The organism is Halorubrum sp. (genome assembly GCF_046498025.1).
In the GTDB taxonomy this organism is placed as follows: domain Archaea; phylum Halobacteriota; class Halobacteria; order Halobacteriales; family Haloferacaceae; genus Halorubrum.
Genome location: NZ_JAWOBM010000012.1, coordinates 47,400 through 73,621, shown reverse-complemented (window position 1 = coordinate 73,621; position 26,222 = coordinate 47,400). Strand labels below are relative to the sequence as shown.

Annotated in this window: 30 protein-coding genes; 14 read left to right on the top strand and 16 right to left on the bottom strand. The window is 69.7% G+C overall.

Going from position 1 to position 26,222, the window contains the following annotated elements:
• Positions 1-26: 26 nt before the first annotated feature.
• Positions 27-878, bottom strand: coding sequence for a universal stress protein (locus tag R6U01_RS02045; RefSeq protein WP_410284797.1), 852 nt, complete (start codon positions 876-878; stop codon positions 27-29).
• A 1-nt stretch (position 879) separates the two neighbouring features.
• On the bottom strand, positions 880-2,331 hold the full coding sequence (locus R6U01_RS02040; RefSeq protein ID WP_410284796.1) for an APC family permease: 1,452 nt from the start codon (positions 2,329-2,331) through the stop codon (positions 880-882).
• Between the two features lie 131 nt (positions 2,332-2,462).
• On the opposite strand from R6U01_RS02040, the gene hisB reads away from it, so the two are divergent.
• From hisB to R6U01_RS02015, 5 genes are all read left to right on the top strand, one after another.
• Positions 2,463-3,059 carry an imidazoleglycerol-phosphate dehydratase HisB gene (gene hisB / locus R6U01_RS02035; RefSeq protein WP_410284795.1) on the top strand — a complete coding sequence of 199 codons (597 nt, stop codon included), beginning with the start codon at positions 2,463-2,465 and terminating at the stop codon, positions 3,057-3,059.
• Between the two features lie 91 nt (positions 3,060-3,150).
• Positions 3,151-5,616 (top strand): ATP-dependent DNA helicase, encoded by a 2,466-nt coding sequence (locus R6U01_RS02030; RefSeq protein ID WP_410284794.1) that lies wholly within the window; start codon positions 3,151-3,153, stop codon positions 5,614-5,616.
• Positions 5,613-6,221 carry a KEOPS complex subunit Cgi121 gene (gene cgi121 / locus R6U01_RS02025; protein WP_410284793.1) on the top strand — a complete coding sequence of 203 codons (609 nt, stop codon included), beginning with the start codon at positions 5,613-5,615 and terminating at the stop codon, positions 6,219-6,221. Before R6U01_RS02030 ends, cgi121 begins: the two co-directional genes overlap by 4 nt.
• A gap of 408 nt (positions 6,222-6,629) precedes the next feature.
• The gene (locus tag R6U01_RS02020) at positions 6,630-7,238 is read left to right on the top strand and encodes an IMP cyclohydrolase (RefSeq protein ID WP_410284792.1); all 609 of its coding nucleotides are present in this window, start codon (positions 6,630-6,632) and stop codon (positions 7,236-7,238) included.
• Positions 7,239-7,313: 75 nt separating this feature from the next.
• Positions 7,314-9,446, top strand: a complete 2,133-nt coding sequence (locus R6U01_RS02015; protein WP_410284791.1) for a S9 family peptidase — start codon at positions 7,314-7,316, stop codon at positions 9,444-9,446.
• Positions 9,447-9,450: 4 nt separating this feature from the next.
• Here the strand turns inward: R6U01_RS02015 and R6U01_RS02010 are convergent, their stop codons facing one another.
• The 4 genes from R6U01_RS02010 to R6U01_RS01995 form a co-directional block, all read right to left on the bottom strand.
• Positions 9,451-9,828: a helix-turn-helix domain-containing protein gene (locus tag R6U01_RS02010; RefSeq protein ID WP_410284790.1), complete on the bottom strand. Its 378-nt coding sequence runs from the start codon at positions 9,826-9,828 to the stop codon at positions 9,451-9,453.
• 81 nt (positions 9,829-9,909) lie between these two features.
• The gene (locus R6U01_RS02005) at positions 9,910-10,158 is read right to left on the bottom strand and encodes a hypothetical protein (protein WP_410284789.1); all 249 of its coding nucleotides are present in this window, start codon (positions 10,156-10,158) and stop codon (positions 9,910-9,912) included.
• Positions 10,159-10,210: 52 nt separating this feature from the next.
• The gene (locus R6U01_RS02000) at positions 10,211-10,897 is read right to left on the bottom strand and encodes a DUF5828 family protein (RefSeq protein ID WP_410284788.1); all 687 of its coding nucleotides are present in this window, start codon (positions 10,895-10,897) and stop codon (positions 10,211-10,213) included.
• Between the two features lie 84 nt (positions 10,898-10,981).
• Positions 10,982-11,215 (bottom strand): hypothetical protein, encoded by a 234-nt coding sequence (locus tag R6U01_RS01995; protein ID WP_410284787.1) that lies wholly within the window; start codon positions 11,213-11,215, stop codon positions 10,982-10,984.
• 146 nt (positions 11,216-11,361) lie between these two features.
• Here R6U01_RS01995 and R6U01_RS01990 point away from each other — a divergent pair, with 146 nt between their 5' ends.
• Both R6U01_RS01990 and R6U01_RS01985 read left to right on the top strand, forming a co-directional pair.
• The gene (locus R6U01_RS01990) at positions 11,362-11,742 is read left to right on the top strand and encodes a cupin domain-containing protein (RefSeq protein ID WP_410284786.1); all 381 of its coding nucleotides are present in this window, start codon (positions 11,362-11,364) and stop codon (positions 11,740-11,742) included.
• Positions 11,735-12,364 carry a hypothetical protein gene (locus R6U01_RS01985; RefSeq protein ID WP_410284785.1) on the top strand — a complete coding sequence of 210 codons (630 nt, stop codon included), beginning with the start codon at positions 11,735-11,737 and terminating at the stop codon, positions 12,362-12,364. Before R6U01_RS01990 ends, R6U01_RS01985 begins: the two co-directional genes overlap by 8 nt.
• A 54-nt stretch (positions 12,365-12,418) precedes the next feature.
• On the opposite strand, the gene R6U01_RS01980 is transcribed toward R6U01_RS01985, so the two are convergent.
• From R6U01_RS01980 to R6U01_RS01965, 4 genes are all read right to left on the bottom strand, one after another.
• Positions 12,419-14,272, bottom strand: a complete 1,854-nt coding sequence (locus tag R6U01_RS01980) for a carbon starvation protein A (RefSeq protein WP_410284784.1) — start codon at positions 14,270-14,272, stop codon at positions 12,419-12,421.
• Positions 14,273-14,434: 162 nt separating this feature from the next.
• Positions 14,435-15,412 (bottom strand): ArsA family ATPase, encoded by a 978-nt coding sequence (locus R6U01_RS01975; protein ID WP_410284783.1) that lies wholly within the window; start codon positions 15,410-15,412, stop codon positions 14,435-14,437.
• Positions 15,412-15,708 (bottom strand): hypothetical protein, encoded by a 297-nt coding sequence (locus R6U01_RS01970; RefSeq protein WP_410284782.1) that lies wholly within the window; start codon positions 15,706-15,708, stop codon positions 15,412-15,414. The genes R6U01_RS01975 and R6U01_RS01970 overlap by 1 nt, the downstream gene beginning before the upstream one ends.
• Positions 15,709-15,807: 99 nt before the next feature.
• Positions 15,808-16,023, bottom strand: coding sequence for a hypothetical protein (locus tag R6U01_RS01965; RefSeq protein WP_410284781.1), 216 nt, complete (start codon positions 16,021-16,023; stop codon positions 15,808-15,810).
• Between the two features lie 128 nt (positions 16,024-16,151).
• Between R6U01_RS01965 and R6U01_RS01960 the strand changes: the two genes are divergently transcribed.
• Positions 16,152-17,507 carry a CobW family GTP-binding protein gene (locus R6U01_RS01960; protein ID WP_410284780.1) on the top strand — a complete coding sequence of 452 codons (1,356 nt, stop codon included), beginning with the start codon at positions 16,152-16,154 and terminating at the stop codon, positions 17,505-17,507.
• A gap of 114 nt (positions 17,508-17,621) precedes the next feature.
• Here the strand turns inward: R6U01_RS01960 and R6U01_RS01955 are convergent, their stop codons facing one another.
• Positions 17,622-17,861, bottom strand: coding sequence for a hypothetical protein (locus tag R6U01_RS01955; RefSeq protein ID WP_410284779.1), 240 nt, complete (start codon positions 17,859-17,861; stop codon positions 17,622-17,624).
• Positions 17,862-17,948: 87 nt separating this feature from the next.
• Entirely contained in the window at positions 17,949-18,275 is a 327-nt protein-coding gene (locus tag R6U01_RS01950) for a hypothetical protein (protein ID WP_410284778.1), read from the bottom strand.
• Between the two features lie 59 nt (positions 18,276-18,334).
• Between R6U01_RS01950 and R6U01_RS01945 the strand changes: the two genes are divergently transcribed.
• The 6 genes from R6U01_RS01945 to R6U01_RS01920 all read left to right on the top strand — a co-directional run bounded on the left by R6U01_RS01945 (position 18,335) and on the right by R6U01_RS01920 (position 21,920).
• The gene (locus tag R6U01_RS01945) at positions 18,335-18,550 is read left to right on the top strand and encodes a hypothetical protein (protein ID WP_410284777.1); all 216 of its coding nucleotides are present in this window, start codon (positions 18,335-18,337) and stop codon (positions 18,548-18,550) included.
• 82 nt (positions 18,551-18,632) lie between these two features.
• Positions 18,633-19,307: a uracil phosphoribosyltransferase gene (upp, locus tag R6U01_RS01940; RefSeq protein ID WP_410284776.1), complete on the top strand. Its 675-nt coding sequence runs from the start codon at positions 18,633-18,635 to the stop codon at positions 19,305-19,307.
• Positions 19,308-19,393: 86 nt separating this feature from the next.
• The gene (locus R6U01_RS01935) at positions 19,394-19,609 is read left to right on the top strand and encodes a hypothetical protein (RefSeq protein ID WP_410284775.1); all 216 of its coding nucleotides are present in this window, start codon (positions 19,394-19,396) and stop codon (positions 19,607-19,609) included.
• Between the two features lie 176 nt (positions 19,610-19,785).
• A complete protein-coding gene (thrC, locus tag R6U01_RS01930) occupies positions 19,786-21,069 on the top strand; it encodes a threonine synthase (protein ID WP_410284774.1) in 1,284 nt (427 codons plus the stop codon).
• Between the two features lie 96 nt (positions 21,070-21,165).
• Positions 21,166-21,522: an antitoxin VapB family protein gene (locus R6U01_RS01925; protein WP_410284773.1), complete on the top strand. Its 357-nt coding sequence runs from the start codon at positions 21,166-21,168 to the stop codon at positions 21,520-21,522.
• The gene (locus tag R6U01_RS01920; RefSeq protein ID WP_410284772.1) at positions 21,519-21,920 is read left to right on the top strand and encodes a type II toxin-antitoxin system VapC family toxin; all 402 of its coding nucleotides are present in this window, start codon (positions 21,519-21,521) and stop codon (positions 21,918-21,920) included. The genes R6U01_RS01925 and R6U01_RS01920 overlap by 4 nt, the downstream gene beginning before the upstream one ends.
• 42 nt (positions 21,921-21,962) lie before the next feature.
• Here R6U01_RS01920 and R6U01_RS01915 read toward each other — a convergent pair whose 3' ends face one another.
• The 4 genes from R6U01_RS01915 to R6U01_RS01900 form a co-directional block, all read right to left on the bottom strand.
• Complete coding sequence (locus R6U01_RS01915) at positions 21,963-23,276, bottom strand: hydroxyacid-oxoacid transhydrogenase (protein WP_410284771.1); 1,314 nt, start codon at positions 23,274-23,276, stop codon at positions 21,963-21,965.
• A complete protein-coding gene (locus R6U01_RS01910; protein WP_410284770.1) occupies positions 23,273-24,079 on the bottom strand; it encodes an N-acyl homoserine lactonase family protein in 807 nt (268 codons plus the stop codon). Before R6U01_RS01910 ends, R6U01_RS01915 begins: the two co-directional genes overlap by 4 nt.
• Positions 24,080-24,218: 139 nt before the next feature.
• Complete coding sequence (serA, locus tag R6U01_RS01905; protein WP_410284769.1) at positions 24,219-25,823, bottom strand: phosphoglycerate dehydrogenase; 1,605 nt, start codon at positions 25,821-25,823, stop codon at positions 24,219-24,221.
• Between the two features lie 159 nt (positions 25,824-25,982).
• On the bottom strand, positions 25,983-26,222 hold the full coding sequence (locus tag R6U01_RS01900) for a hypothetical protein (RefSeq protein ID WP_410284768.1): 240 nt from the start codon (positions 26,220-26,222) through the stop codon (positions 25,983-25,985).

Genomic DNA, 26,222 nt, shown 5'->3' with positions numbered 1-26,222 from the left:
GAGTCGCCGCTCGTTCCCGGCGTCGGCTATCCCTCGGGGCGCTCGCGCTGGACGACCAACACCGGGCCGAGGAAGCGCTCGGCGACCTGTTTCGACGGCATCCCGAAGACGAACGTCGTGACCGACGGGTCCGTCTCGCCCATCACGACCGCGTCGTGCGACTCGGCCCGGCCCGCGATGGCGTCGAGCGGGGCGTCCGCGTCCTCGACGAGCGTCTCGATCCCGTCGGGGCCCATCCCCCGGTCGACCAGCGTGGTCTGCACGCCGTTCAGGAACGACTCCCCGTCTTCGGGGGATTCGCCCTCGGCGAGGACGTGGTACAGCGTCACCGCGACGCCCGTGTCGGCGAACAGCCCCGCGACGAGCCGCGTGACCCGCTCGATGCCGACCGTGCCGCGGAGCGCGACGAGCACCGACTCCACCTGCGTCGCGCTGTTCGGGACCAGCACCGCGAGACAGTTGTGCTCGTAGATTTGTCGGTCGATCGTGGTCTCCTCGTCGTGAGTGAACACGAGGCGCGTCTCCACGTCGGCCCCCGCCGCGGCGAGCGCGTCGGCGAACTCGGCGAGCTTCGACATCGCCGTCTCGCCGAACTGCTCGCGCGCCTGTTCGGCCGCCGTCTGGTCGGGGATGACGTGGTACCCGAGTAGCACGACCCGGGCGTTCGCGAGCAGTTCCGGCGCGCCGTTCGGGAGGGATTCACCCTCCAGCACCGCCAGCGGGACCAACACGGACGGTCGTGCGGTCTGCGGGGGATCTCCGGCCTCCGATGGGTCGCCGGTCTCCGAGGGATCGCCGGCCTCCGGAGGTCCTCCGGTCTCGGTCGACGCGTCGGAGTCGGTCGGTTCTCCGCCGGTCTCGGTGGGTGTGTCGGTCATCTCAGAAGTCACCTTTGAGGTCGACGTCGGTCGCGTAGTACCGGTACCAGCCGTACGCCGCGAGCATGATCGCGACGCCGACGCCGATCGACGCCGGCTGCATGAACGCGATGAGCGCGAAGCTCGCGAGCCCGCCGACGCCGGCGACCGCGAACCCGGCCGGACAGCGGAACGCCGGGTCGTACCACGGCGGCCGCTCTCGCCGCAGCTGGATCAGCGCGACGCAGATCAGCCCGTACATCACGAGGTGGAGGAACGAGGCGACCTCCGCGAGCAGCGCCACCTGCCCGGTCGCGGTCAGGACGACGATCGGACCGCCGGCGAGCCCGAGGGCGACGTGCGGAGTGCCGTACGTGAGGTTGAGCCGGCTCGCGGTCTCGGGGATGATCTCGTCGCGGCTCACCGCGTACACCGCGCGGGAGGCGCTGAGGATGGAGGCGTTCGCGCTGGAGAACGTCGCCAGCAGCCCCGCGACCACGATCGCCAGCGCGCCCGGGAGCCCGACGAAGGACCGGGCGACCTCGACCATCGCGGTCTCCCCGAACTCGCCGAGCCGGGCGCTGCCGAACGCGCTCGTCGCGACGAAGATCGTGACGACGTAGAAGACGCCGACGAGGAGCACGGAGCCGACCATCGCCAGCGGCAGGTTCCGACTCGGCTCCGTGATGTCGCCCGCGACGGTCGCGACCTGCGCGAACCCCAGGTAGGAGGTGAACACGAGCGCCGCGGTCTGGAGCACCGGCAGCGCCCCGCCGGGAGGGAAGAACCGCTCCGGCGTGCGCTCGGCGCCGAACACGCCGAGCGCGTCGAGGGAGCCGTAGGTCAGAAAGAGCGTGAGGATGACCAGGAGGAGGATCACGATCCCGTTCTGGAGCGCCGCGGTGTTCTCGGTCCCGAAGAGGCTGAGGACGGTGAGCCCGACGCCGAACGCGACGCCGAGGGGGACCGCGGGGCTGACCGGGAGCGCGATCCCCGCTTCGAGGAACACCTGTCCGGCGTAGCTGCCGAGCCCGACGAGGTAGAACGCGGAGGCGAACACGAGGCCGAGCCAGAGCCCGAGCCCGACGATCGCGCCGGCAGCGGTCCCCAGTCCGCGCGAGATGAAGAAGTAGCCGCCCCCGCTGCGCGGCATCGCGGTGGCGAGCTCCGAGGCCGGCAGCGCGACGAGGAGCGCGATGACCGCTCCGATCGCGAACGAGAGCGACGCCGCCGGACCGGCGTTCTCCGCCGCGAGTCCCGGGAAGACGAAGATCCCCGCGCCGATCATCGTTCCCACGCCGATCGCGAGCCCGCCCACGAGGCCGATCGTCCGCTCGAGCTCCCCCTCGCCGGTGTCGGCGTCGACGGCGGCGGCGACGGCGTCCGAGTCCCTGATACCGACCGCCGGCGGATCGACCTCGGATCCCGGAGCGTGCGGCGGATCTGACGCGTCGGGCGGATCGGAGTCGTCCATTCCGTACGAGGGTGACTCACGGCCGCGGCAAATATCCACCGCCGGCCGCGGTCGTCGAATCCGGTGTCGGGTCGGGGACCGCCGGAGCGGCCACCCGCAATCCACTTACGAATCGCCCGCGACGGGCCGGTATGAGCGACCACGAGCGGACGGCCGCGGTCTCCCGCGAGACGAGCGAGACGACGATCGAGCTCACCCTCGCGATCGACGGCGACGGCGACAGCGAGGTCGACACGGGGATCGGCTTCTACGACCACATGCTGGCGTCGTTCGCCAAACACGGGCTCTTCGACCTGACGGTGAGGTGCGACGGCGACACCGAGATCGACGACCACCACACGGTCGAGGACGTGGCGATCTGTCTCGGCGAGGCGTTCGACGAGGCGCTCGGCGACAAGCGCGGAATCCGCCGGTACGCCGACCGACGGGTCCCCCTCGACGAGGCGGTCGCGAGCGTCGTCGTCGACGTGGCCGGCCGCCCGTACTACGAGTTCTCGGGCGAGTTCTCCCAGGAGTCGGTCGGCGAGTTCACCAGCGTCATGGCCGACCACTTCGCGCTCTCGCTCGCGCACAACGCCGGCCTGACGCTCCACGCCGCGGTCGAGACGGGCGACAACGCCCACCACGAGGTCGAGGCCCTTTTTAAATCGCTCGCGCGGGCGCTCGACGACGCGACCCGGCTCGACGAGCGCCGCAGCGACACGCCGAGCACGAAAGGGGAGCTGTAGCGGAAGCGGCGGGCCAGGGGTGAACGACCGCCGAGCCCCGTCACCGCCCCGTTCCGACGGTTTAAATCGGGTCGGGACCCACCTCCCGGTAATGCAACCGAGTTCGCTCTCCGGGCTCCCCGCGGGCGTCGGCGAGGCGCTCGAAGCGGAGGGCGTCGCCGAGCTGTACCCGCCCCAAGAGGCCGCCGTCGAGGCCGGCGTCGTCGACGGCGAGAGCCTCGTCGCCGCGGTCCCGACGGCCTCCGGGAAGACCCTGATCGCCGAGCTCGCCATGCTGTCGGCGATCGACCGCGGCGGCAAAGCCCTCTACATCGTTCCGCTGCGCGCGCTCGCCAGCGAAAAGAAGACCGAGTTCGAGCGCTGGGAGGACCACGGGATCACGGTCGGCGTCTCCACCGGCAACTACGAGTCCGACGGCGAGTGGCTCGCCACGCGCGACATCATCGTCGCCACCTCGGAGAAGGTCGACTCGCTGATCCGCAACGGCGCCCCGTGGATCGACGACCTCACCTGCGTCGTGAGCGACGAGGTCCACCTCGTCGACGACGCGAACCGCGGCCCCACCCTCGAGGTCACCCTCGCGAAGCTCCGGAAGGTGAACCCCGGCCTGCAGACGGTCGCGCTCTCGGCGACCGTCGGCAACGCCGACGTCATCGCCGACTGGCTCGACGCCGCGCTGGTCGAGTCAGACTGGCGACCCATCGACCTCCGGATGGGCGTCCACTTCGGCAACGCGATCGACTTCGCGGACGGGAGCAAGCGGGAGGTGCCCGTCGAGCGCGGCGAGGACCAGACGGCCCGGCTCGTCGCCGACGCGCTCGACACCGAGGAGGACGGGCAGGGCGGCTCCTCGCTCGTCTTCGTCAACTCCCGCCGAAACGCCGAGTCGTCGGCCCGGAAGCTCACCGACGTCACCGGTCCGCGGCTCACGGACGACGAACGCGGCCGGCTCCGCGAGCTCGCCGACGAGATCCGCGGCGTCTCCGACACCGACACCTCCGAGGACCTCGCCGACGCGGTCGAGCGGGGGTCGGCGTTCCACCACGCGGGGCTCGCGAGCGAGCACCGGTCGCTGGTGGAGGACGCGTTCCGTGACCGCCTTATCAAGTGCATCTCGGCGACGCCGACGCTCGCCGCCGGCGTCAACACCCCCGCCCGGCGCGTGATCGTCCGCGACTGGCGCCGCTACGACGGGGAGTTCGGCGGCATGAAACCCCTCGACGTGCTGGAGGTCCACCAGATGTGCGGCCGTGCGGGTCGGCCCGGGCTCGACCCGTACGGCGAGGCGGTCCTGCTCGCGAACGACGCGGACACGAAAGAGGAGCTGTTCGAGCGGTACCTCTGGGCCGACCCCGAGCCGGTCCGCTCGAAGCTCGCCGCCGAGCCCGCGCTCCGGACTCACGTGCTCGCCACCGTCGCCTCCGGGTTCGCCTCCACCCGCGACGGCCTCCTGTCGTTTCTCGACAACACCCTCTACGCCACTCAGACCGACGACGAGGGACGGCTCGCGGCCGTCACCGACACGGTTCTCGACTACCTCGCCGTCAACGACTTCATCGACCGCGACCGCGGCGGCGGGAGCGAGAGCCTGACCGCGACCGGCATCGGCCACACCGTCTCGCGGCTCTACCTCGACCCGATGAGCGCGGCCGAGATGATCGACGGGCTTCGGCGGGCCGGCGACGGCGCCGCCGGTGCGACGGGCGCCGGTGCCGGCGAGTTCGTCAGGACCGCCGACGACGACGGCGACGAGCCCGGGTTCGGGACGTACACGCGGGCCGGCGAGGACGGCGACGAGTCGGCCGCCGGGAGCGACTCCGACGGGCAGATGTCCGAGCGCGACTCCGCTCCCTCGTCGCCCGACGTCACCCCGCTCGGCCTCTATCACCTCGTCAGCCGCACGCCCGATATGTACGAGCTCTACCTGAAGTCGGGGGACCGCGAGACGTACACCGAGCTCTGCTACGAGCGCGAGGGCGAGTTCCTCGGCGACGTGCCCTCCGAGTACGAGGACGTGCGCTTCGAGGACTGGCTCGCGTCGCTGAAGACGGCGCGGCTCCTGGAGGACTGGGCGAACGAGGTCGACGAGGACCGCATCACGGAGCGGTACGGCGTCGGCCCCGGCGACATCCGCGGGAAGGTCGACACCGCCGAGTGGCTGCTGCGCGCGGCCGAGACCCTCGCGCGCGACGTGGAGGGGGTCGACGGCGACGTCGTCGTGGCGGTCCGCGAGGCGAGAAAGCGGATCGAGTACGGCGTCCGCGAGGAGCTGCTCGACCTGGCCGGGGTCCGCAACGTCGGCCGGAAGCGCGCCCGCCGGCTGTTCGAGGCCGGCGTCGAAACCCGCGCCGACCTGCGCGAGGTCGACAAGGCGGTCGTGCTCGGCGCGCTCCGCGGCCGCGAGCGGACCGCCGAGCGGATCCTCGAACACGCGGGCCGCGAGAACCCGTCGATGGCCGACGTGCGGCCGGACAAGTCGGCGTCTGCGGCGGCGACCGCCGGGTCCGCGAGCGACGGGGACGGCGACGGACAGGCGAGCCTGGGTGATTTCGAATGAGCGACGGGAGCGGGAGCGCCGAGACCGACCACGCCGGGAGCGACGACGCCCTCCCAGACCCTCCGATCCCCCCACACCGACTCGTTCGCGGGACGGTCGCCATCGACGACCTCGACGCCTTCCTCTCTCGGCTCGACGCGATCGCCGCCGAGACCGGCGCGGTCGTCCAGGCGTTCGACGCCGGCCTCGTCGTCTCCGACGCGCACCTCCGCACGGCGACTCGCCTCGCGGCTCGGGCGATCGCCCGCGGCGAGGCCGTCGCGCGCGACCCGGGCGTCGAGGTCCTGCTGTACACGGCCGGCCGGCGACAGATCGACCGCGCGCTGGCGCTCGGCGTCTCCGAGGGCGAACAGCGCGCGGTCGTGCTCGTCGCCGATTTCGGCGGTGTCGACGGCGCGGGCCGACCCACCGCGGACCTCGACGCGGCCGAGACCGCCGTCGAGGGGCTGACCGTTCCGGCCGAGACCGCTGAAGTCGCCGACGGGTTCGACGCGGATCGGGTCAGGGAGTTCTACGGCGTCTCCGATCGCGAACTCGCGGCGACGGCCGGCGGACTGGCCGATATCGTCCGCGAGCGGGTCGCTCTGCTCGACGTCGAGAAGTGATTCGGACCGCGGACGAACCGGTTGCAAACCCCTTTGTTTCTACTGGAAACCGCACCACGTGAGCGGGTTTTGATTCCATGCGAAGTGAGTCGCCGAGTCGAACGAGGCGATCAACCCGAAACGATCCACCGCAGGCGACCCGGACGGGGCAGTCGCGTTCGAGTCGAAGACGGGACGAACCGCGAGAATAGTCCATCCTGGATTCGAACCAGGGTCGTTGCCCCCAGAAGGCAACAGGATTGGCCACTACCCCAATGGACTGTGCGCATCCGTCGATAGCCTGTGCGTGTTTGTAAGCGTTGCGCGTCGCCGGCACTCTGTCACGCGTTCACAGGATCGGTCTCGTGTCTGATCGACGAACGTGTGCATATCGATGCGTTTTACTCGACCGAATAGCCACGACCCTGTATGTACGTCGGACGATTCGTCGTCGTCGCCCCCGGAATCGGTGCCTACCGCGTCTCCTCGCGTTCGTTCCCGAACCGACGCGTGCTCGACCGCGGCGGAACCCTCACGGTGGGACCGACGCCGGACGCCCCCGAGACGGACAACCCGTACGTCTCGTACAACTGCGCGCGCGAGGTCCGGACGCCGGCGGACGAGCCGCTGGCGGTCGTCGGCAACGGCTCGCACGTCGACCCGATCGCGGAGAAGTTGGAGCTGGGGTACCCCGCGCGCGACGCCCTGGCGGCCCCGCTGCTCGCGCTCGACTTCGAAAAGGACGACTACGACACGCCGCGGATCGCCGGGGTCGTCGGGAGCGAGACGGCGACGGTCGGGGTCGTCCGCCGCGACGCGCTCATCGTGGAGGCCGTCGACGAGCCGACGATCGTCGCCACCTACGAGACCGACAGTCCGGAGCCGTACCCCCTCGCGGCGGCGGACGCCGAGACGCCGGACGCGAGCGCGGCCGCGACCGAGGTCCTCGACGCCGACTTCGAGCACCCCGTCTGTGCCGCGGGCGCGACGGTGGACGACGACGGCGTGACGCTGGCGTTCGACAACGGGGGCGAGTAGGGAGCCGGACCGCCGTCGCCCCGGCCGCTTTTCCGGCTCCCGACGCCTTTTGCCCGCGGCGGTCGAGCCCCCTCCATGGAGCGCGTCACCGCGGCCGACTACCACGACATCGCGACGCCCGCCGACCCGCGGGTCTCGCCCGACGGGAACCGGATCGCCTTCCTGCGACGGCAGCCGACTGACGACGAGTCCACCGAATCGACGGTGTACCTCGTCGACGTCGCGGGCGGCGACCCCCGCAGACTCACCCTCGCCGAGGGCTCGGACGCGGAGCCGCGCTGGAGTCCGTCCGGCGACCGGATCGCGTTCACCTCGACGCGGGGCGACGACGACGACCGCCAGCAGCTGTGGGTGCTCCCGGTCGACGGCGGCGAAGCCCGGCGGGTCACCGACGTCGTCGGCGGCGTCTCCGAGATCGTCTGGTCGCCGGACGGAGAGCGGATCGCCTTCGTCCAGTCGGTGACCGCCGAGGACCGCGAGGAGGACCGGGACCTGTCGGTGCCGGCGGAGTACGAGCCCGACGAGCACCCCGACCCGCGCGTGATCGACCGCACCGTCTACCGGTCCGACCAGGAGTACTTCGACGGCCGGCGGTCGGGCGTGTACGTCGTCGACGCGGACGCGGCGGTCGACGGCGCGGCGGCGTCGGACCCCGCGGAGGGCGTCGAGCGGGTGACCGGCCGCGACGCCGACTTCGCCGCGCCCGATTGGGGGGACGCCGACACCCTCTACTTCGCCGAGGAGGTCGGCGACGACCCCGACGACTCCGTGGAGATCGCGATCCGCGCGCACGACTTCGAGACGGGCGAGACGGAGCGCGTTCACACGACGACCGGCTGGGGCGCCGCGCTCGCCGCGACCGCCGACGGCCGCGTCGCGTTCACCCACGCCGAGCCCGAGCGGGTGTCGATGCAGCCCGTCGACCTCCGCGTCGTCGACAGCGAGACGGGCGCGGTGACCGACCTCACCGGCGAGATCGACCGCGGACTGGGCTACGAGGCGGCGCCCCAGTGGGGCCCCGACGACGCGACGCTGTACTTCTCGACCCCCGACGAGGGGAAGACGGCGCTGTGGCACGTCCCGGCCGACGGGAGCGCGGCGCCTGAACGGCTCCTCCGGCCCGGAACCGTCTCCGGCGCGACCGTCGGCGGCGACGACGGCACTGGGCCCGGCGAAGTGACCGTCGCGTTCGCCGCCAGCGGGTGGGACCACCCGGGCGACGTCTTCGCGCACGACGCGTGGAGCGGCGAGACGACGCGGCTCACTGAGCTGAACGCCGACTACCTCGCCGAGCGAGCGATCGCGGAGCCCGAGGAGCTCCGATTCGAGTCGGACGGGACGGCGGTCCAGGGATGGGTGATGATGCCGCCGGACTCCGACCCGGACGGCGAGGGAAGCGAGGCGGACGAGGACGACGAGGAGTACCCCCTCGCGGTCGAGGTCCACGGCGGCCCGCACGCGATGTGGTCGACCGCGGGGACGATGTGGCACGAGTTCCAGACGCTCGCGGCCCGCGGCTACGTCGTCTTCTGGTCGAACCCGCGCGGCTCGACCGGCTACGGCGAGGCGTTCATGCAGGCGATCGAGCGCGACTGGGGGGAGGTGACCCTCTCGGACGTGATGGCCGGCGTGGAGACGGTCGCCGAGCGGCCGGACGTCGACGAGACGAACGCCTTCCTCACCGGCGGCTCCTTCGGCGGGTTCATGACCGCGTGGGCGGTGGGCCAGACCGACTACTTCCGCGCGGCCGTCTCCCAGCGCGGCGTGTACGACCTCACCGGCTTCTACGGCTCGACCGACGGGGCGTACAAGCTCGTCGAGGGCGACTTCGACACCGTCCCCTCGGCCGAGCCCGGGTGGCTGTGGGAGCAGTCACCGACCGGCCACGCCGACGAGGTCGACACGCCGACGCTCCTCATTCACAGCGAGGACGACACCCGGACGCCGATCTGCACGGCGGAGCTGTACCACCGGATCCTCCGGAAGAACGGCGTCGACACGCGATTCGTGCGCTACCCGCGCGAGGGTCACGAGCTCTCCCGCTCCGGCGAGCCCGGACACGTGGTCGACCGCATCGAGCGGATCGTCCGCTGGTTCGACGGCTACTCGGAGCACCACGACGCGCCGCGGGCGCTCGACCGCCCCGACGACGAGGGGCTGAGCGCTGCGACCGACGAGGACGAAGCGGAGGACGGCGACCAGTCGTAGCCCCTCACTCCCGGTCGTCCGGGTCGAAGGCGTCGATCGCAGTGTGAACGCCCTCGACCCACTCGTCGAGCGCGTCTTGAAGCCGTTCTTTCGCCTCCGGGACTGGGATCGCGGTGTACTGGTAGACGTAGCCGCCGGAGTCGAGCAGTCGACGGCGGCGCTCGACGAGCCCCTTGTCCCGCAGCGTCGACAGCGAGCGGTTCACGTTCGACCGGTCCCGGTCGAGCGTGTCCGCGAGCTCGGCGACGGTGCTCCCCGGGTGATCGAGCAGCGTCAGGTACGTGCGACTCTCGTGGTCTTGAATGCCGAACACGCAGGAAAGCACGTGTTCGAACGAGGGAGAGACGTCGCCGACGAGGTCCTCGATCTCGGGGTCGTTCATGGGCGTCGTTCGGCTGCGGTCGGGTTAAAAGTCGTCATCGGTCGCGAACCGAGGTCGAGGGAGCGGCGGCCCGCGATCGGGTCAGTCCTCGGCGCCGGCGTCGGCGTACCCCATCCGGTCGATACAGCCGCGCATGTCCGCCTCGTCCGCGTGGCGGTGGAGGTTCGTCGGCGTGTCGCAGTGATACGTCTCCCCGTCGTACCGGAGCACGACCTCGTGGCGACCGCCGGCGACCTCGACGTCGACGAGGATCCGGCGGCCGTCGTTGAGGGCGTCGATGATCTCGTCGGCCGACAGCTCGCCGGCCTCGATCCGGAGTACCTCGGTCATACGTTTCCTTCGCGGGTCACCGAATTAAAACCGCGTGTGCGCCGCGCCGGGATCACGTCGTCGTCGAGTCCGGACCGCCCTCCTTCTCGGGGGGTTCGACGCCCTCGGCGGCGGCGACATCGTCGGTGCGCTTCTCGGTCTCGACGTGCCAGCGGTCGATCTCCGACTCGTACTCGGCGAGGATGTCGCTCACCTCCGCCTTCAGCTCGTCGTCGTTGACGTTCACCTCGAACTCGAACGTCTCGCCGTCCTCGCCGCGGCCGACTTCCTGGATATTCGCGCTGACGAGCTCGTTGTCGAAGTAGTACGGCGCCATCTGGGTCATCACCTTCCGATAGACTGTGTCCTCTACCTTCCGGAGCGCCTTCCGGCTCGCCGAATCGGCCGCGCGGGCGACGTGGCCGATCGACTCGCCCCAGCTCTCCATCGCGCTCTCGGTGTCGTTCTCTTCGACTTTCTCGTAGGACTCGGTGAGCTTCTCACCGGCCGTCTGGAGGTCGTCGCCGGGCGTCTTGCCGGCCTGTTCGCCCTCGCCCTCGCCGACGGACGCCTGCTCGGCGGTCTTCGCCGACACGTCCTCGTCGATGCGCTCGTGGGACTTCGGGCGCCAGTCGTCGAACTCGTGGAACGGGTCGCCACTGGCGCCCGTCTCGCGGAGCGCTAGGGTGATCCGCTCGCCGTGCTCGACGACGTCCCCCCAGTCTCCGCGCATCTTGAAACCGGAGATGCTCTCTTCCATCGGGTGGACCCCCTTACGAAACGAACGCGTATAAGTCTCTTCGAATTGACGTGAGCCGTGGCGTCGGTCGAGCGGCCGGGAGCGCTACTTTCCGTACGAGAGCCGCCGCCCGAGGGCGTCGACCCGCTTTTTGAGGTCGCTGAGAAACCCCCCCGGCGACACCCGCCGGAACGAGGACTCGTCGACCTCGATGCGCTCGCCGGCGAAGGGGTCGCGCTGGGCGCGCTCCTCCGAGTCCTGCTCTCCGCTTACGGCGCCCACGACGGTCGACATCGAGCATCGCCCGCACGCCTCCGCCTGTATTTCGTCGTCTGACATGCGTATCCCTACCGAACGATCGTGTTCGACGCGGTTAAAACTCCCGCAGCGGCGCCGCTGCGGGGGTTCGTCGCCGACGGCGCGGTCTCGGAACCGACCGACGCCGGCCCGACGACCTTTTCAATCGCTCCGTGGAATGAGTTCACATGGGATACCGCGTCGTCGACACGGACTCGGTGGAGCCGAAGGCCGACCGCCCCTGCGAGTGCCGAAAGCTCTCCGGGCCGGCCGGCTTCGACTCCGCGGCGATAAACCGGTTCCGCGCCGAGCCGGGCGAGCAGCTCCCGCTCGCGTACCACTATCACCAGACCCAACAGGAGGCGTTCTACGTCCTCGACGGCACGCTCTCGGTGGAAACGCCGGATCAGACGTACGAGGTCCCCAACGACGACCTGTTCGTCGTCGACCCCGAGAGCCCGCAGCGAGCGTACAACGCGGCCGACGCCGACGGTCCCGTGACCGTCCTGGCGATCGGGGCGCCGCCCGCAGCGGACGACGCGGTCGCCTACGACCCGGACGATGAGTGACGCGGCCGGAGGGAGCGACGAGCGCCGCGACCCCGACGAGCTCCCGGCCGAGATCCGGGAGGCGGTCCCCGACTACGACGACGAGTACCTCGACCGCGTCTCCGACCGGCTGATGTACAGCTACGACCTCGACGCCGACGTCGTCGTCGACGGGGAGCGGTTCGATCTCACCGCCCAGATGCGGATGCGCAACCAGAAGCAGTTCCTCCACCCCGCGCTGAGCTACGCGGACCACGACGTGATGGAGTACCTGTTCGCCCGACGCGTCGCCAGTCCGACGGTCGGCGAACTGGAGCGGCTCGTCGAGTTCGCGCACGGCGTGGCCGACGAGCGGGTCGAGGGGAACGAGCAACACTACGGCACCGATATCACGGTCGTGCTCGTCGCCGACCGAATCCCGGAGTCGGTCGCCGAGTTCGTCGACGGCTTCCGAGACCGGACGCTGTTGAAGTTCGGCTACTACGGCCACTACGAGGTGAACCTCGTCGTCGTCGCGCCCGACGAGGAGCGGCTCGTCGCCAGCGAGGTCGCGAGCAGCGCCGAGGCGCTCCGGCTGTGGGAGCCGGTCGAGAAGCCGGACGAGGGGTTCTTTTCGCGGTTCGCGAAGCGGTTCTGGCGCTGATCGGGCGGAGAAAGGAATCCGAAAACCGAAACGGTCCGCGAAGCGGCGTCGCCGTCAGTCGTCGCTCGGCTCGGCCGCGGGCGTCCCCCGGCTCCGCACGGACCGGAGGTTACTGACCCCGATCCGGACGAGCGACAGGGCGATGTAGATCAGCGCCAGTCCGAGGAGCATCTGCGCCACGGACGAGAGCTGCGCGCCGAGCGTTCCGGCGCCGCCCTGGATGAGGTTGACGTAGAGGTTGTTGTACAGCGCGACCCACGTCAGCCCGAGCACGGTGATCGTCACCATGATCGCCATCGGGACGCCGGTGGAGACGAGCTGCTTGGACTCGTCCCAGTTGGCGAGCCACACCGTCGCCGTCAGCAGCGCGAGCGCCGCGAGCAGCTGGTTTGCGCCGCCGAACAGTCCCCAGAGCGTCTCCCACTGCCCCGAGACGACGAGGAGGTACGCGAAGCCGACCTGGATGACCGGGTTCGTGTACCGACCGCGGGCAGCGGCTCCGATGCCGCCGGACAGCCCGGAGACGGTCATGCCGTCGTCCATGCCGACGATCTCCTCCATCATGTACCGACCCAGTCGCACCGCGGTGTCGGTGGAGGTGAGCAGGAAACTCACCAGGACGAGCGCCATGAACACGCTCCCGATGGCCTGCGGGATCCCGACACTGGTGAGGATGATCCCGCCGCCGGTCGCGAAGTTCGGCAGCGCGCCGCCGATACCGCCGCCCGCGGCGTCACCGGCGAACCCGGCGACCGCGAGCGTCGACAGCGCGAGGGCACCGAGCAGTCCCTCTCCGAGCATTCCGCCGTAGCCGATCAGCCGAGCGTCGCTCTCCTTGTTGAGCTGCTTCGAGGTCGTCCCCGAGGAGACGAGCGAGTGGAAGCCGCTGATCGTCCCGCACGCGATGGTGATGAAAAGCAGCGGGAACAGCGGGAACAGGCCGGCCGCTTCGATCCCCCAGAACCCCTCGAAGACGCCGATCGAGGAGTCGACCGTGAGCGGTTGACTCGACGTGGCGAAGATCGTCCCGACGATGATCGCCAACACGCCGCCGCCGACCCCCGCGTACAGCAGGAACGACGAGAGGTAGTCGCGCGGCTGAAGCAGTACCCACACGGGGAGGGCGCTCGCGATACCGGCGTACACCATCACGATCGGAACCCACGCGGCGGCGTTACCGCCGATCTGTCCCGCGGCGGGTACCCAGCTCCCCGTGCTCCCGCTGAACAGCACGAACGTCCCCGCGGGGTGGCTCCCCTCGGCGAGTTCGAACAGCGCGAACGGGTACTGGATGCCGACCCAGACGCCGGCGAACACGCCGGCGACGAACAGGATCGTCCCCGGGACGAACGGTCCGTTAAGCTGGTAGAGGTACACGCCGAACGCGAGCGCGAGCGCCACGTACACGAAACTCGCGGTCGTCACCTGCGGGAACGCGTTGAACACGACGCCGACGACGAACGCGAACACCGCGACGACGAGAATGATCGTGAGGAACGCGAACCACAATAACAGGTTCTTCCCCCGCTCTCCGACGTACTGGCCCACGATGTACCCGATCGAGCGACCCTCGTGGCGGATCGAGCTCGACAGCGAGATGAAGTCGTGGACCGCGCCCATCAGCGGATTCCCGATCGCGATCCATAGCATCGCTGGGACCCACCCCCAGATGGCCCCCGCCGTGATCGGGCCGACGATCGGCGCGCCGCCCGCGATACTCGAGAAGTGATGCCCCAGTAGGACCGGTTTCTTCGACGGTACGTACTCTTGGCCGTCCTCGTACTTGTGTGCCGGCGTCTCTCGTTCGTCGTCGAGCTCGACGAACCGCGAGAGGTACCGCGAATACCCCATGTATCCGACAGTGAACGTTCCGAGAACCGCGACCATTATCCATATTACGTTTGTCATGAGTTCCCCTGCCTCGTGAACTCGGTTCGGAAAGAGCGTATTAAATATTGGCTTCAACCGTGATAGTTACGCGGAAGAGGCGAGCGGATCACCGAATCGGAAGCCGTACGGCGGTTCCTTTCTTCAGACAGAGGCTTGATTTCGCGATCCGAATGCCGGTTCTTACTCGCGCGCACTCGCGGACTGTCCCGTTTCCACGTCGAGCGCGGCCGCGACCTCCGAGAGCACGTCGCCCCGGACCTCGCTGGTCCGCGACTCGATCTCGGCGACCAGCGGCGGGTCGAACTCCTCGCGAACCTGACTGAGCCGCTCGCGCTCGGTCGTGACCTTCTCGCGGAGGTAGCTCGCGCCGCGTCCCTCCTCGTCGTCGTCCGGCGATGGCGTGAGCTTGTTCGCCACGAGTCCGCGGACCCGCAGGTCGCGCTCGGTGAACCCCTCGATCGCCCGCCCGGTCTCGTTGACCGACAGCTGATCGGGGTTCAACACGAGGAAGAAGGCGGCGTCGTTTCGCATCGTGTCGCCGGCGAACTCGAAGAACTCCTTGCGGCGCTGGAGCCGCTCCAAGACGGGGTCGCCGTCCATCAGCCGTCGGGGCTCCATATCGCCGATCGCGGCCTTCTCGAACAGGTCGATCGACTGCTTGCGCTTGTACAGCAGGCGGTCGATCCAGTCGCCGAGGAACTCCGGGAGCCCGAGGAGCCGGAGCGTCGACCCGGTCGGTGCGGTGTCGAAGACGATGCGGTCGTACGAGTCGCGCTCCTCGCGCATCACGCTCACGAACGCGTCGAAGAGGGCGGCCTCGTACGCCCCCGGCGTTCCGTGCGACATCTCCAGCTGCCGGTTGATCTCCGACACCATCGCCGCCGACACCTGCTCGGAGAGCCCCTCGCGGATCTCCTGGAGGTGGCGCTGCATCTCGTCTTCGGGGTCGATCTCCATCGCGTCGAGCTTCGCGACCCCGTCGACCGGTTCCGGGTCGTCGCCGAACTGCTGGTCGAACACGTCGGACACCGAGTGCGCCGGGTCGGTCGAGACGACGAGCGTGCGCAGCCCGGCGTTCGCGCAGCGGTACGCGTACGCACAGGAGACGGTGGTCTTGCCGACCCCGCCCTTCCCGCCGAAGAAGACGAACTGCTCCATCAGAAGTGGTACTGCTGACCCTTTCGTTCGATGAGGCTCTCTCGGTCCCACAGCCGCCGCTCCCACGCCTCGAACTCGTTTTCGAGGTAGGGAAGCAGCTCCGCGGTGTAGTACGAGACCGGCGAGGGGATCCCGAACGCGTCGGGGAAGCACGCGAGCATGAACTCGTCTTCCGCGTCCTCCGCCTCCTTCTCGATCTTCTCGTACGCCGGATGCGTGATCATGCCGTGGTACAGGCCGCGGAGCCACTCCTCAAGGACGGCTCGAAAGCGTTCGATCCGGTCTGCGACTGTCATTATCAGTCGTGACGGTCGATGTGCGTTAAAAACTGTCGCGGTGGTGTGTCGACCGCCCGGGGGCGGTCCGACTCGGTCGGACGGCGGTACCGGCGCCGTCTACGCCGAGTTGCCGTCGGCCGCCAGTTCGGCCTGCGGCTCGTCCGAGTCCGTCGCCTCCTCGGCCTCGTCGAGCTCCGGTTGCTCGTCCTCGTCCGGAGTCGGCGTGTGCGCGTCCCCGTCGAGCGCATCCCAGACGAGGTACATCATCGCGACGACCATTAGAACGGTCATGACGATCGCCACGATTCCCACCGCGGACACGTACTGGAACATGGTCGGCGGTGGGCGGGCGCGACGTATCAACGTATCGGCTTCCAGTGAGCGGGTTCGGGGCCTCGCCGACGAGCGCGCTCGATGCCGCCGCCGCGACGTTGAAGGGGCCCGCACACCGACCGAACGTCATGGACGACGACCGGACTCCGGTGACCGTACTCTCGGGGAGCCTCGGCGCCGGGAAGACGACGCTGTTGAATCACCTCCTGCGGAACGCCGGCGAGCGCGACATCGCGGTGCTGGTCAACGACATGGGCGACGTCAACGTCGACGCCGAGCTGATCGCCGAGGAGTCCGAGGTCGACGTCGAGGGTGTCACGGAGCTGTCGAACGGCTGCATCTGCTGTGAGCTCCAGGACGACTTAGAGACCGCCGTGGTGCGGCTCGCCAACGAGCGCTCCTTCGACAACCTGGTCGTCGAGTCGTCGGGCATCTCCGAGCCCGCGCCGGTCGCGCGGCTGTTCACGACCGAGTCGCGCGCGGCGGCGCGCTACCGGGTCGACGCGCTGGTGACCGTGATCGACACGCGCGGGTTCCTCGACGCCTTCGCCGGCGGCGGGACGCCCGAACGCCGCGTCGCCGCGGACGACGAGGAGGAGGCCCGCCCGCTCTCCGACCTCGTCGTGGAGCAGGTCGAGGTGTCGAACCTGGTCGTGTGTAACAAGGCCGACCTCTGTACCGACGCGGAGCTGGACGAGGCGGTCGAGCTCGTGGGCGCGCTCCAGCCCGACGCGGAGACGGTCGTCACCGAGTTCTCCGCGGTCGACCCCGACCGGATCCTCGACGTCGGGCTGTTCGACGCGGGCGAGCTTGGCGACCTGCCCGGGTGGAAGCGGGCGCTGGCGGAGGCCGCCGAAGACCACGCCGACGGCGAGGACGGCCACGCCGATCACGACGAGGACGCCCGCGCCCACGACGAGGACGGCCACGCCCACGACGACCGCGCCCACCGCCACCCGGACGAGGTGTACGGCGTCACCTCCTTCACCTACCGGCGCCGGCGGCCGTTCCACCCGGACCGGATCGCCGCCGTTCTCCGCGACCTGCCCGCCGACGTCGTCCGTTCGAAGGGCACGCTCTGGGTCGCCGGCACGGACCAGCGCCAGCAGGTCGGACAGGCCGGCGCGTCGGTGCGGGTCACGGCGCTCGGCCCCTGGATCGCGAGCCTCCCGGCGGTCGAGCGCGACATGCTGCGCTCGAACCGGCCGGACCTCGACTGGGACGACGAGCACGGCGACCGGCGCACGGAGTACGTCGTCATCGGTACGGACATCGACGAGGCGACGGTCCGCGGCCGCTTGGACGACGCGCTCGTCACCGACGAGGAGTGGGCGGCCTTCAGGGACGACGGAACGAGCGAAGACGACGGAACGAGCGAAGACGACGGAACGGGCGGAGACGACGGAAGCGCGACGACCGCCGCGGACGACGGGTTCCCCTTCCCGACGGAGCAGGGCGAGGAGCTGGCGCTCCGCGAGCCCTGACAGGGGACGAGGCTTCGACCGGCGGAATCGGCGGGATGCGGACGCCGGCGTCAGCGGGCGCCGACCTCAGCGGGCGCAAACCTCATGGGGCGCAGACCTCAGCGGGCGACGAGTTCAACAGGCGCAGCCCGTCCCACTCGCGCGTTCGAATCGCATCGCCTCGCCGCAGTCGGGACACGCGGGCGTACCGTCCTCGTCGCGGTCGAGGCCCTCCGCATCGACCTCGACGTCTCGGACCCGGACGCCGCAGTCGTCACACCAGTACGAGCCCTCGGAGCCGTCGTCGCCGGCGTTCCCGGGCGCGCGCTGCGTCGAGCCCGCCATCATGTCCGCTACCGTGTCGAAGATTCCCATGGCGGGGGGTACGAGGCCCTGCGTCTTACTTTCCCGGTGCTGTGTGAACTGTACGCACGACCGCGGTCGCCGTCGGCACCGAGACGGTCACAACAGCGGAACGGTGAGCGCGACGATCAGGACGCCGAGGCCCATTCCGGCGTACAGCAGCCGCTCGACTCGCGGTCCCGGCGGGAGCGGCCCGGCATCGAGCGGCGGGGCGCGGCGAACGAGCTGCTGGTAGGCGAGCGCGGTGGCGAGCGCGAACGCCAGCGTCGACAGCGCGAGCGACGTCGCGAGCGTGAGGCCGTACGAGAGGCCGTAGATGGGGCCGAACGAGAGCGCGAACGTGAACGCGAGCCCGGCGGTGACGAGGAAGGGAACGGGATCGATCCGGTCACCGTGGCGGTTGTGAACAGGCACCTCAACGCTCATGGGGTTCGTACGAGCCGCACGGACAAAGAGCTAAGTGCCGGTCTCCCGCGGGGATTCCTATGAGCGAGGAGCCGAAGGGGATCCGCGAGGGGGTCGAGGAATCGAAGGGCGACCCGCGGCTGATCCTCCTGTTGAACGCGGTCCTCTCCGCGTGGTTCGCGTGGACCGTCGTCTGGGGGCTCGACCGACTAGGCGTGACCGCGCTGACCGCGGCGAACGTCGGCGCCCTCGCGCTGATCGTCTTCGGGGTGACGTACGTCGCGGTGTTGCGATGAGTTCGAGCCGAGAGCGCCTCGGATCGCCACGAACCGGCGGGGTTCGCCACGTTTTAAGCCGAACGCGGTCCCTCTCCCGACAATGACGATCGAAGACCGCGACGACGCGTACCTCATCACGCACGCGCTGGCGAAGGACACCCTCTCGCGGCTCCGGGACGTCGAGACCGAGCAGGTCGCCTTCCGGAAGGGACTGGTGAAGCTCGGCCGCATCTGCGGGTACGAGATCATCGACGGCGCGATGGAGACGGAGTACGTCCCGGTGACGACGCCGCTCCAGGAGACCACCGGCGAGCGCGTGAAGGGCCTCGACGACGTGGTGATCATCAACGTGTTGCGGGCCGCGACCCCGTTCGTCGAAGGGCTGTTGAAGGCGTTCCCCCGCGCGAAGCAGGGCGTCATCTCCGCCGGCCGCGACGAGGAGGCCGGGATGACCGACGGCGAGTTCCCGATAACCATCGACTACGTGAAGCTGCCGGAGATCGGCCCCGACGACACCGTGATCGTCGCCGACCCGATGCTCGCGACCGGCTCGACGATGTGCGCGGTGCTCGAGCACGTCCTCGACGAGGCAGACGACTTCGAGGACCTGTTCGTCCTCTCGGCCGTCTCCGCGCCCGACGGGCTCGTCCGCGTGAGCGAGCAGGTGCCCGAGGCGGACCTGCTGACGGTCGCCATCGACGAGCGCCTCGACGACGACGGGTTCATCGTCCCGGGCCTCGGCGACGCCGGCGACCGCGCGTTCCGCACGGTCTGAGGTTGCCAGGCGCCGCGTACGGTCCGTGTGCCTCCCGGCTCCCTCCGTCGACGTACTTTTAAGAGCCGTCCCCGCGACCGATCGGTATGAGCGACGCGCCGACGACCGAGCCCTGCGACGGCTGCGGCGAGCCGACCACGGACGCGCTCGCGCGGACGCTTCGGCTGAGCGTCGACCGGGCCAACATCGACACCCAGCGGCTCTGCCCCGACTGTTTCGCCGACTGGATCGAGCGCTACCAGAACCGGCTCGGCTCCGGCCCCGACGAGTCCGACGGCAGCTCCGAGATCATCGTCGACTGAGGTCGCTCGGTTCGACCGACGCCACCGGGCTCCCGTCCCGCGGCACTCCGCCCCCGCCGGGCTCCCGCCCCGCCGGACTCCGCCCCCGCGCCGAACCGGTTCGCCTCGGAGCGCGCGAACGGCAACGTCCGTCCCGACCGCCCGTCTTAAGCCGCGGCGGCACGGACCACGACGTAATGGACCTCGCCATCGACGCCCCGACCCCGGCGGCGCCCGACTGCGCCGCCGACGGGACGTGGCTCGCCTGTATCGAGTGCGACGAGACGTTCGCCCCCTTCGAGGACGTCCGGTACACCTGCGACGAGTGCGACGGCCTGTTGGAGGTGCGCTACGCCGACCCGCCGACGTTCGACGAGTTCGGGTCGGGCGCCTCGACCGACGGCCCCGACCGCGGCGTCTGGCGCTACCGCGAGGCGCTCCCCTTCGACCTAGGCGTCACGCTCCCCGAGGGCGGCACCCCGCTCCACCGCGTCCCGCGGATCGAGGAGGCGGTGGGCGTCGACGCGCTCCGGATCAAACACGAGGGAATGAACCCCACCGGCTCGTTCAAGGACCGCGGGATGACCGTCGGCGTCCGGGTCGCGAAGGAGCTGGGCGTCGGCGCGCTCGCCTGCGCGTCCACCGGCAACACCTCGGCCGCGCTCGCCGCCTACGGCGGGCGCGGCGACATGCAGACGCTCGTGCTCCTCCCGCAGGGGAAGGTCGCCGCCGGGAAGGTCGCGCAGGCGAGCCTCCACGGCGCCCGCATCCTGGAGGTCGACGGCAACTTCGACGCCTGTCTCGACATCGTCCAGGAGCTGGCCGCCCGCGGCGAGGCGTACCTGCTCAACTCGCTGAACCCGTTCCGCCTGGAGGGCCAGAAGACGATCGGCTTCGAGATCTTAGAGGAGTTCTACGCCGACTACGGCGTCTTCCCGGACCGGATCGTCCTCCCCGTCGGCAACGCCGGGAACACCTCGGCGCTTTATAAGGGATTCCGCGAGCTGGTCCAGGCGGGTGCGCTCGATGTCGACGAGGTCCCCAAGCTGACCGGCGTGCAGGCGGAGGGCGCCGCGCCGATGGTCGAGGCGGTCGAGGAGGGGAACGACGAGATCCGCCGGTGGGAGGAGGTCGAGACGCGCGCGACCGCGATCCGCATCGGCAACCCGGTCAACGCGCCGAAGGCGATCCCCGGGATCCGCAACACGGGCGGCACCGCCGTCGCCGTCACCGACAACGAGATCACCGCCGCGCAGCGCCACCTCGCCAGCGAGGGCGTCGGCGTCGAGCCCGCCTCCGCGGCGAGCCTCGCCGGCCTGAAGAAGCTCCGGCGCTCCGGCGTCGTCGACGACGACGAGCGCGTGGTCTGTCTCACGACGGGGCACCTCCTGAAGGACCCCGAGGCCGCCTACGAGGCCGGCGGCGAGCCCGAGCCCGTCCCGAACGACGTGGACGCGGTGCTCGATCACCTGCGCGGGTGATCTGGTCGTCCGCGCACGCGGTTCTCCTCTCGCGCGTCTCTCTGTCCCCTCGTCGTCGCCACATATTATACACACAAACACATACACAAACACGAGATGCCCACCAAGACGATCGGCGTTCGCGAGGAGGTGTACGAGCGGCTCCGCGCTCGGAAGCGCGACGGCGAGAGTTTCACCGATCTCATCGATCGGCTGATCGACGAGAGCGAGGGCGACTGGCGCGACGGGTTCGGGTCGCTGTCGGTCGAGGAGGCCGACTCGCTTCGAGAGACGACGGCCGCGTCGAGAGAGCGATTCGACGGGTCGGCGAGTGACCGACAGACCGCGGCGCTCGATCGGTTGGCGGGCGCCCCCGACGGCGACGACCAGCCGAGTGACGACGGTTCCGACGACGCGGAGCCCGACGACGCGGACCCCGACGACGCGAACGTCGACGCCGGAGGGTCGGCGTGACTCGGTACCTGCTCGACACCACGTTTCTGATCGACTATCTGGGCGGCTCCGACAGCGTTCGTCGGTTCCTCGAATTACACGGGGAAGACGAGTTCGCGACGACCGCGACGAACTACAAGGAGGTCGCGGTCGGTCTCCGTCTCGACGGCTCGTTCGACGCGGAAACGCTCGCGGCGGCGTTCGAGTGGCTCGACGTGGTCCCGATCGCGAGCGAACACGCCCTCGCTGCGAGCGCCTTCGAGGCGGAGCTGTACCGCTCCGACGAGCACACGAGGCGAGGCGTCGACGCCGCCGCCGCGGACCTGCTCATCGCCGGAGTCGCCGACGCCGAGGGCATGGCCGTCGTCACTCGGAACGTCGACGACTTCGAGCCGTTCGTCCCGGTCGTCGAGTACTGACTGCCAATACCGATCGTCCGCCGTCGACCGGTTCGGCGGATGTCACTCCCAGTTGTACAGCGCGTCGTCGAACACCGCTTTCACGTCCTCCTTCGTCACGGGTCGCGGGTTACACCGGAGCAGTCGCTGCTGGCTCTCGATGGTGCGCTCGGCGAGCGCCTCGGTGTCGTCTGCGGTGATCCCGGCCAGCTCGTTGAGACCGCTCGGGAGCACGTTGAGGTCGCGCTGGAGGCGGACGAACTCCGCGCGGGCCCGGTCGGCCGCCTCGCGGGTGCTCATTCCCGAGGTGTCGGCGCCGAGCATCTCCGCCACCTTCGCGAACCGCGGCGGGTCGCTGGCGACGTTGTAGCCGAGGGTGCTCGCGGGCGTGAGCGCGGCGATCGTCTCCCCGTGGTACGTGTGGTAGTTGTTGCCGACGGGGTACGCCATCGCGTGCGCGAGGCTCGCGCCGGCCGTGAGCCCGGCGATAGCGCCGAACAGCGCGCCTTTTAACATCGCGCCGCGCGCCTCGACGTCGTCGCCGTTGTTAACGACGCGCCGGACGTTCGAGGAGAGCAGGTCGATCGCCTTCTCGCTGAACATCTCCGTGAAGTCGGTCCGTCCGGCGTAGACGGGGCGGTCCGCGGGGTCCTCGGGACGGAGCAGGTCGTCGTATCGGTGGGTGGTGTAGCCCTCGATCGCGTGGCCCAGCGCGTCCATCGCGGTCTTCGCCGTGAGATCCGGCGGCAGCGTCGTGGTGAGCGTCGGATCGAGCACCGCGGCGTCCGCCCGGACGTGCGTGCTGGAGATCCCCTCTTTGATCTCCTTTTCGGGCACCGAGAGGATCGCCACGGGGGAGATCTCCGAGCCCGTCCCCGCCGTCGTCGGTAGCAAGATCAGGGGCGGTCCCGACTCCGTGAGGCTCTCCCCCGCGCCGGTCGGTGCCGCCACGTAGTTGAGCGCGTCGCCGCCGTTGGCGACGATCGCTCGCGTCGCCTTCGCGGTGTCCATACAGCTCCCGCCGCCGACTCCGAGGTAGAAGTCGTACCCGTCCTCGCCCATCTCCTCGCGGACGAACGCGATGCACTCCTCGACGGCGCCGATGCTCGGCTCGCGCTCGACGCCGTCGTACACGTCGACGTCGAAGCCGTCGGCTTCCAGTTCGTCGGCGACGCGGTCGACGTGACCGAGCGAGACGAGGTCCTCGTCGGTGACGATCAGCCCACGACCGTCGCCGCCGAGTCCCAACTGCCCGAGCTGATACCCGAGTTCGTCGGCCGCGCCCGCCCCCACGCGGATCGCCGGCATTCGCACCTCCCAGACCGTCTCCGGCGACAACTGGTGCGGATCCGCCGAGACGGAGCGCTCGTAGCTCACACCCCCCACCCCGGCTGGATCGCCTCGAACTGCTCGGGGTCGTGGCCGAACACGACCTCGGCGTCGTGGCGCCGCTCCAGTTCGCGGATGCGGTCCATGCTGTCGGCCCACTCCGTCTTCCCCCACACGAGGGGGCCGCCCAGCGGCGTTCCGTTCTCGTAGTTCTCGTTCATGTACGCCTGATCGCCGGTGAACACCACGGTGTCGCCGGAATCGAGGTGGATCACGGACCCGGTGAGCCCGGGCGTGTGACCGGGGAACCTGACGAACTCCAGGTCGACGAAGTGCTCCTCGCGATCGCGGTGGAGCACCTGCCAGTTCAGACCGTGGTCGAAGTCGTCGAGTACGTACGCGGCGCTTCCCTCGTCGGTCTTCGCGCTGTAGTAGGCGAACTTCAACTCCTCTTCGTGGACGTACACCGGCGTGTCGGTGCCCGCGAAGAACTCCAGCCCGCCCGCGTGATCGAGGTGGAGGTGACTCTGGAACACCGCGTCGATGTCGTCGAGCGAGTACCCCGCCGCCTCCAGGTCGTCGTCGAGCCGGTGCTCGCTCGCGTCGTGCGGATAAAACGCCTGTACGAGTCCCTCGGGCCAGTGGCCGTCGGCGGCGTCGTGGTGGGAGCCCGTGTCCCAGAGGATCGTCGCCTCGGGGTGGTCGATGACGAGGTTCCACACCGGGATCTCGCCATAGTCGGTGTCCGGGTTCGGCTCGTCGTGCGTCCCGATGGTATTCGCCTCCATCATGTAGTTCATGTCGCAGTACAGCCCGCCGCGGTCGATGACGTGGACTTCGGCGTCTACCATGCCGTCGGATATTTATTATAATCATTCATAAACATACCTTTGGAACGCGGGCGGTTCGTCCCGTTCCGGGTCCGCGGCGCCACGGCTCGGGACTGTCGCGGACTGCGAAAAAACCGCACTCGACAGTTCTCGCGCCGGTCTATTCGGCCGGCCGCTCGTCGGCGTCGTCCAGCGTGATCTCGGTGACCTCGACGATCCGGTCGTCGGCCAGCAGCGCCTCGATCGCCGCGTCGGGGACGTCGTGGTCGAGGTTGTAGACCGTGAGCGCCTCGCCGCCCTGCGTCTCGCGGGCGTTGTACATCCCGGCGATGTTGACGTCGTGGTCGCCGAGGACGGTGCCGATGAGGCCGATGACGCCCGGCTCGTCCGTGTTGCGCGCGACCAGCATGTGGCCGTACGGGACCGCGTCGACGCGGAACCCGTCGATCCGGACAATCCGCGGGTCCTCGCCGGCGAACAGGGTGCCCTCGACCGCGATCGAGTCCTCGCCGTTGTGGACGGTGACGCGCACGAGGCTCTGGAAGTCCTCCGTCTGGCGGGTCTTGGACTCGGTCACGTCGATGCCGCGCTCTTCGGCGAGCCGCGGCGCGTTCACCGCGTTCACCTGCCACTCCAGCGGCTCGAACACGCCCTTCAGCGCGCTCGCGGTGACGAGCTCGACGTCCTCCTCGGCGATGTCGCCCTCGTAGGCCGCCTCCACGCTCGTGATGCGGCCGTCGAGCAGCTGCGCGGCGACCTTGCCGGCGGTCTCCGCCACGGCGATGTACGGCTTGATCCGCGGGAACGCGGTCTCGTCGACGGAGGGCGCGTTGAGCGCGGTGAGCACCGGCTCGTCGTCGAACGCGGAGAGCACGGCCTCGGCGGTGTCGACGGCGACGTTCTCCTGGGCCGCCTCAGTCGACGCGCCGAGGTGCGGCGTCAAGACGATCTCCTCGACGTCGAGCAGCGGCGAGTCCTGCGAGAGCGGCTCCTCGGCGAACGAGTCGAGCGCGGCGCCCGCGAGGACGCCGTCGTCGACCGCCTCGGCGAGCGCGTCCTCGTCGATGATGCCGCCGCGGGCGCAGTTGATGAGGTAGCCGCCCTCCAGCTGGGCCAGCTCGTCCTCGCCGATCATCCCCTCCGTCTCGGGGAGGAGCGGGGTGTGGATCGTCGCGAAGTCGCCGCGCGCGAGCGCCTCGTGGAGGTCCTCGACGAGCTCGGCGCCGAGCCGGTCGGCGCGCTCCTCGGAGATGTACGGGTCGTAGACGACGAGGTCCATCCCGAGCGAGTCGAGCCGCTTGGCGACCTCCTGGCCGACGCGACCGAGCCCGACGATGGTGAGCGTCTTGTTGTTCACCTCGGTGCCGAGGAACTCGCCTTTGGCCCACTCGCCGGCGAGGAGGCGACCGTGCGCCTGCGGGATCGAGCGCGCGACGGCGAACGTCATCGCGACCGTGTGCTCGGCGGCAGCCCGGACGTTGCCCTCCGGCGCGTTGGCGACGATGACGCCGTGGTCCGTGGCGGCCTCGATGTCGATGTTGTCGACGCCGATCCCCGCGCGGCCGACGATGACGAGGTCGGGGGCGGCCTCGAAGACGGCCTCGGTGACCTCGGTCCCGGAGCGGACGATGAGGGCGTTGGCGTCGCTCACGGCGTCGAGGAGGGCCTCCCCCTCGACGTGGTAGTCCGTTTCGACCTCGTGGCCGGCGTCTCGGAGTCGGTCCAACCCCGCGTCCGCGATGGGGTCGGTCACGAGTACCTTCATGTTCGGATCCACCGGCGGCGCGAGGTTAACGCTTTCCTCATCGCGCCGTTTTGCCGTCCGATGTGATCCGTGATCGTGGTCACCTTACCCCTTCGTTTCCGGTGGAAACACCTCGTTCGTGTCTACCCGCGTTGCGGAGCGCCTCCCTCCGCTCGCCCTTCACCTCCTTCGCTCCTTCCCCCTCCTCGTTTCTTCTCCCTCCTCCTCGCTCTGTCCCCTCCTCGTCCCTTCTCCTCGTATCTTCTCTCTCCTCCTCGATCTGTCCCCTCCTCGTCCCTTCTCCTCGTATCTTCTCCCTCCTCGTCCCTTCTCCTCGTATGTTCTCCCTCCTCCTCGCTCTGTCCCCTCCTCGTATCTTCTCTCTCCTCCTCGCTCCTTCCCCCTATCGTCCCTTCTCAT

Excerpts from the sequence above, each read along its gene's own strand:
- R6U01_RS02045 (WP_410284797.1), bottom strand. The coding sequence starts at position 878 with ATGACCGACACACCCACCGAGACCGGCGGAGAACCGACCGACTCCGAC.
- R6U01_RS02040 (WP_410284796.1), bottom strand. The coding sequence starts at position 2,331 with ATGGACGACTCCGATCCGCCCGACGCGTCAGATCCGCCGCACGCTCCG.
- hisB (WP_410284795.1), top strand. The coding sequence starts at position 2,463 with ATGAGCGACCACGAGCGGACGGCCGCGGTCTCCCGCGAGACGAGCGAG.
- R6U01_RS02030 (WP_410284794.1), top strand. The coding sequence starts at position 3,151 with ATGCAACCGAGTTCGCTCTCCGGGCTCCCCGCGGGCGTCGGCGAGGCG.
- cgi121 (WP_410284793.1), top strand. The coding sequence starts at position 5,613 with ATGAGCGACGGGAGCGGGAGCGCCGAGACCGACCACGCCGGGAGCGAC.
- R6U01_RS02020 (WP_410284792.1), top strand. The coding sequence starts at position 6,630 with ATGTACGTCGGACGATTCGTCGTCGTCGCCCCCGGAATCGGTGCCTAC.
- R6U01_RS02015 (WP_410284791.1), top strand. The coding sequence starts at position 7,314 with ATGGAGCGCGTCACCGCGGCCGACTACCACGACATCGCGACGCCCGCC.
- R6U01_RS02010 (WP_410284790.1), bottom strand. The coding sequence starts at position 9,828 with ATGAACGACCCCGAGATCGAGGACCTCGTCGGCGACGTCTCTCCCTCG.
- R6U01_RS02005 (WP_410284789.1), bottom strand. The coding sequence starts at position 10,158 with ATGACCGAGGTACTCCGGATCGAGGCCGGCGAGCTGTCGGCCGACGAG.
- R6U01_RS02000 (WP_410284788.1), bottom strand. The coding sequence starts at position 10,897 with ATGGAAGAGAGCATCTCCGGTTTCAAGATGCGCGGAGACTGGGGGGAC.
- R6U01_RS01995 (WP_410284787.1), bottom strand. The coding sequence starts at position 11,215 with ATGTCAGACGACGAAATACAGGCGGAGGCGTGCGGGCGATGCTCGATG.
- R6U01_RS01990 (WP_410284786.1), top strand. The coding sequence starts at position 11,362 with ATGGGATACCGCGTCGTCGACACGGACTCGGTGGAGCCGAAGGCCGAC.
- R6U01_RS01985 (WP_410284785.1), top strand. The coding sequence starts at position 11,735 with ATGAGTGACGCGGCCGGAGGGAGCGACGAGCGCCGCGACCCCGACGAG.
- R6U01_RS01980 (WP_410284784.1), bottom strand. The coding sequence starts at position 14,272 with ATGACAAACGTAATATGGATAATGGTCGCGGTTCTCGGAACGTTCACT.
- R6U01_RS01975 (WP_410284783.1), bottom strand. The coding sequence starts at position 15,412 with ATGGAGCAGTTCGTCTTCTTCGGCGGGAAGGGCGGGGTCGGCAAGACC.
- R6U01_RS01970 (WP_410284782.1), bottom strand. The coding sequence starts at position 15,708 with ATGACAGTCGCAGACCGGATCGAACGCTTTCGAGCCGTCCTTGAGGAG.
- R6U01_RS01965 (WP_410284781.1), bottom strand. The coding sequence starts at position 16,023 with ATGTTCCAGTACGTGTCCGCGGTGGGAATCGTGGCGATCGTCATGACC.
- R6U01_RS01960 (WP_410284780.1), top strand. The coding sequence starts at position 16,152 with ATGGACGACGACCGGACTCCGGTGACCGTACTCTCGGGGAGCCTCGGC.
- R6U01_RS01955 (WP_410284779.1), bottom strand. The coding sequence starts at position 17,861 with ATGGGAATCTTCGACACGGTAGCGGACATGATGGCGGGCTCGACGCAG.
- R6U01_RS01950 (WP_410284778.1), bottom strand. The coding sequence starts at position 18,275 with ATGAGCGTTGAGGTGCCTGTTCACAACCGCCACGGTGACCGGATCGAT.
- R6U01_RS01945 (WP_410284777.1), top strand. The coding sequence starts at position 18,335 with ATGAGCGAGGAGCCGAAGGGGATCCGCGAGGGGGTCGAGGAATCGAAG.
- upp (WP_410284776.1), top strand. The coding sequence starts at position 18,633 with ATGACGATCGAAGACCGCGACGACGCGTACCTCATCACGCACGCGCTG.
- R6U01_RS01935 (WP_410284775.1), top strand. The coding sequence starts at position 19,394 with ATGAGCGACGCGCCGACGACCGAGCCCTGCGACGGCTGCGGCGAGCCG.
- thrC (WP_410284774.1), top strand. The coding sequence starts at position 19,786 with ATGGACCTCGCCATCGACGCCCCGACCCCGGCGGCGCCCGACTGCGCC.
- R6U01_RS01925 (WP_410284773.1), top strand. The coding sequence starts at position 21,166 with ATGCCCACCAAGACGATCGGCGTTCGCGAGGAGGTGTACGAGCGGCTC.
- R6U01_RS01910 (WP_410284770.1), bottom strand. The coding sequence starts at position 24,079 with ATGGTAGACGCCGAAGTCCACGTCATCGACCGCGGCGGGCTGTACTGC.
- serA (WP_410284769.1), bottom strand. The coding sequence starts at position 25,823 with ATGAAGGTACTCGTGACCGACCCCATCGCGGACGCGGGGTTGGACCGA.
- R6U01_RS01900 (WP_410284768.1), bottom strand. The coding sequence starts at position 26,222 with ATGAGAAGGGACGATAGGGGGAAGGAGCGAGGAGGAGAGAGAAGATAC.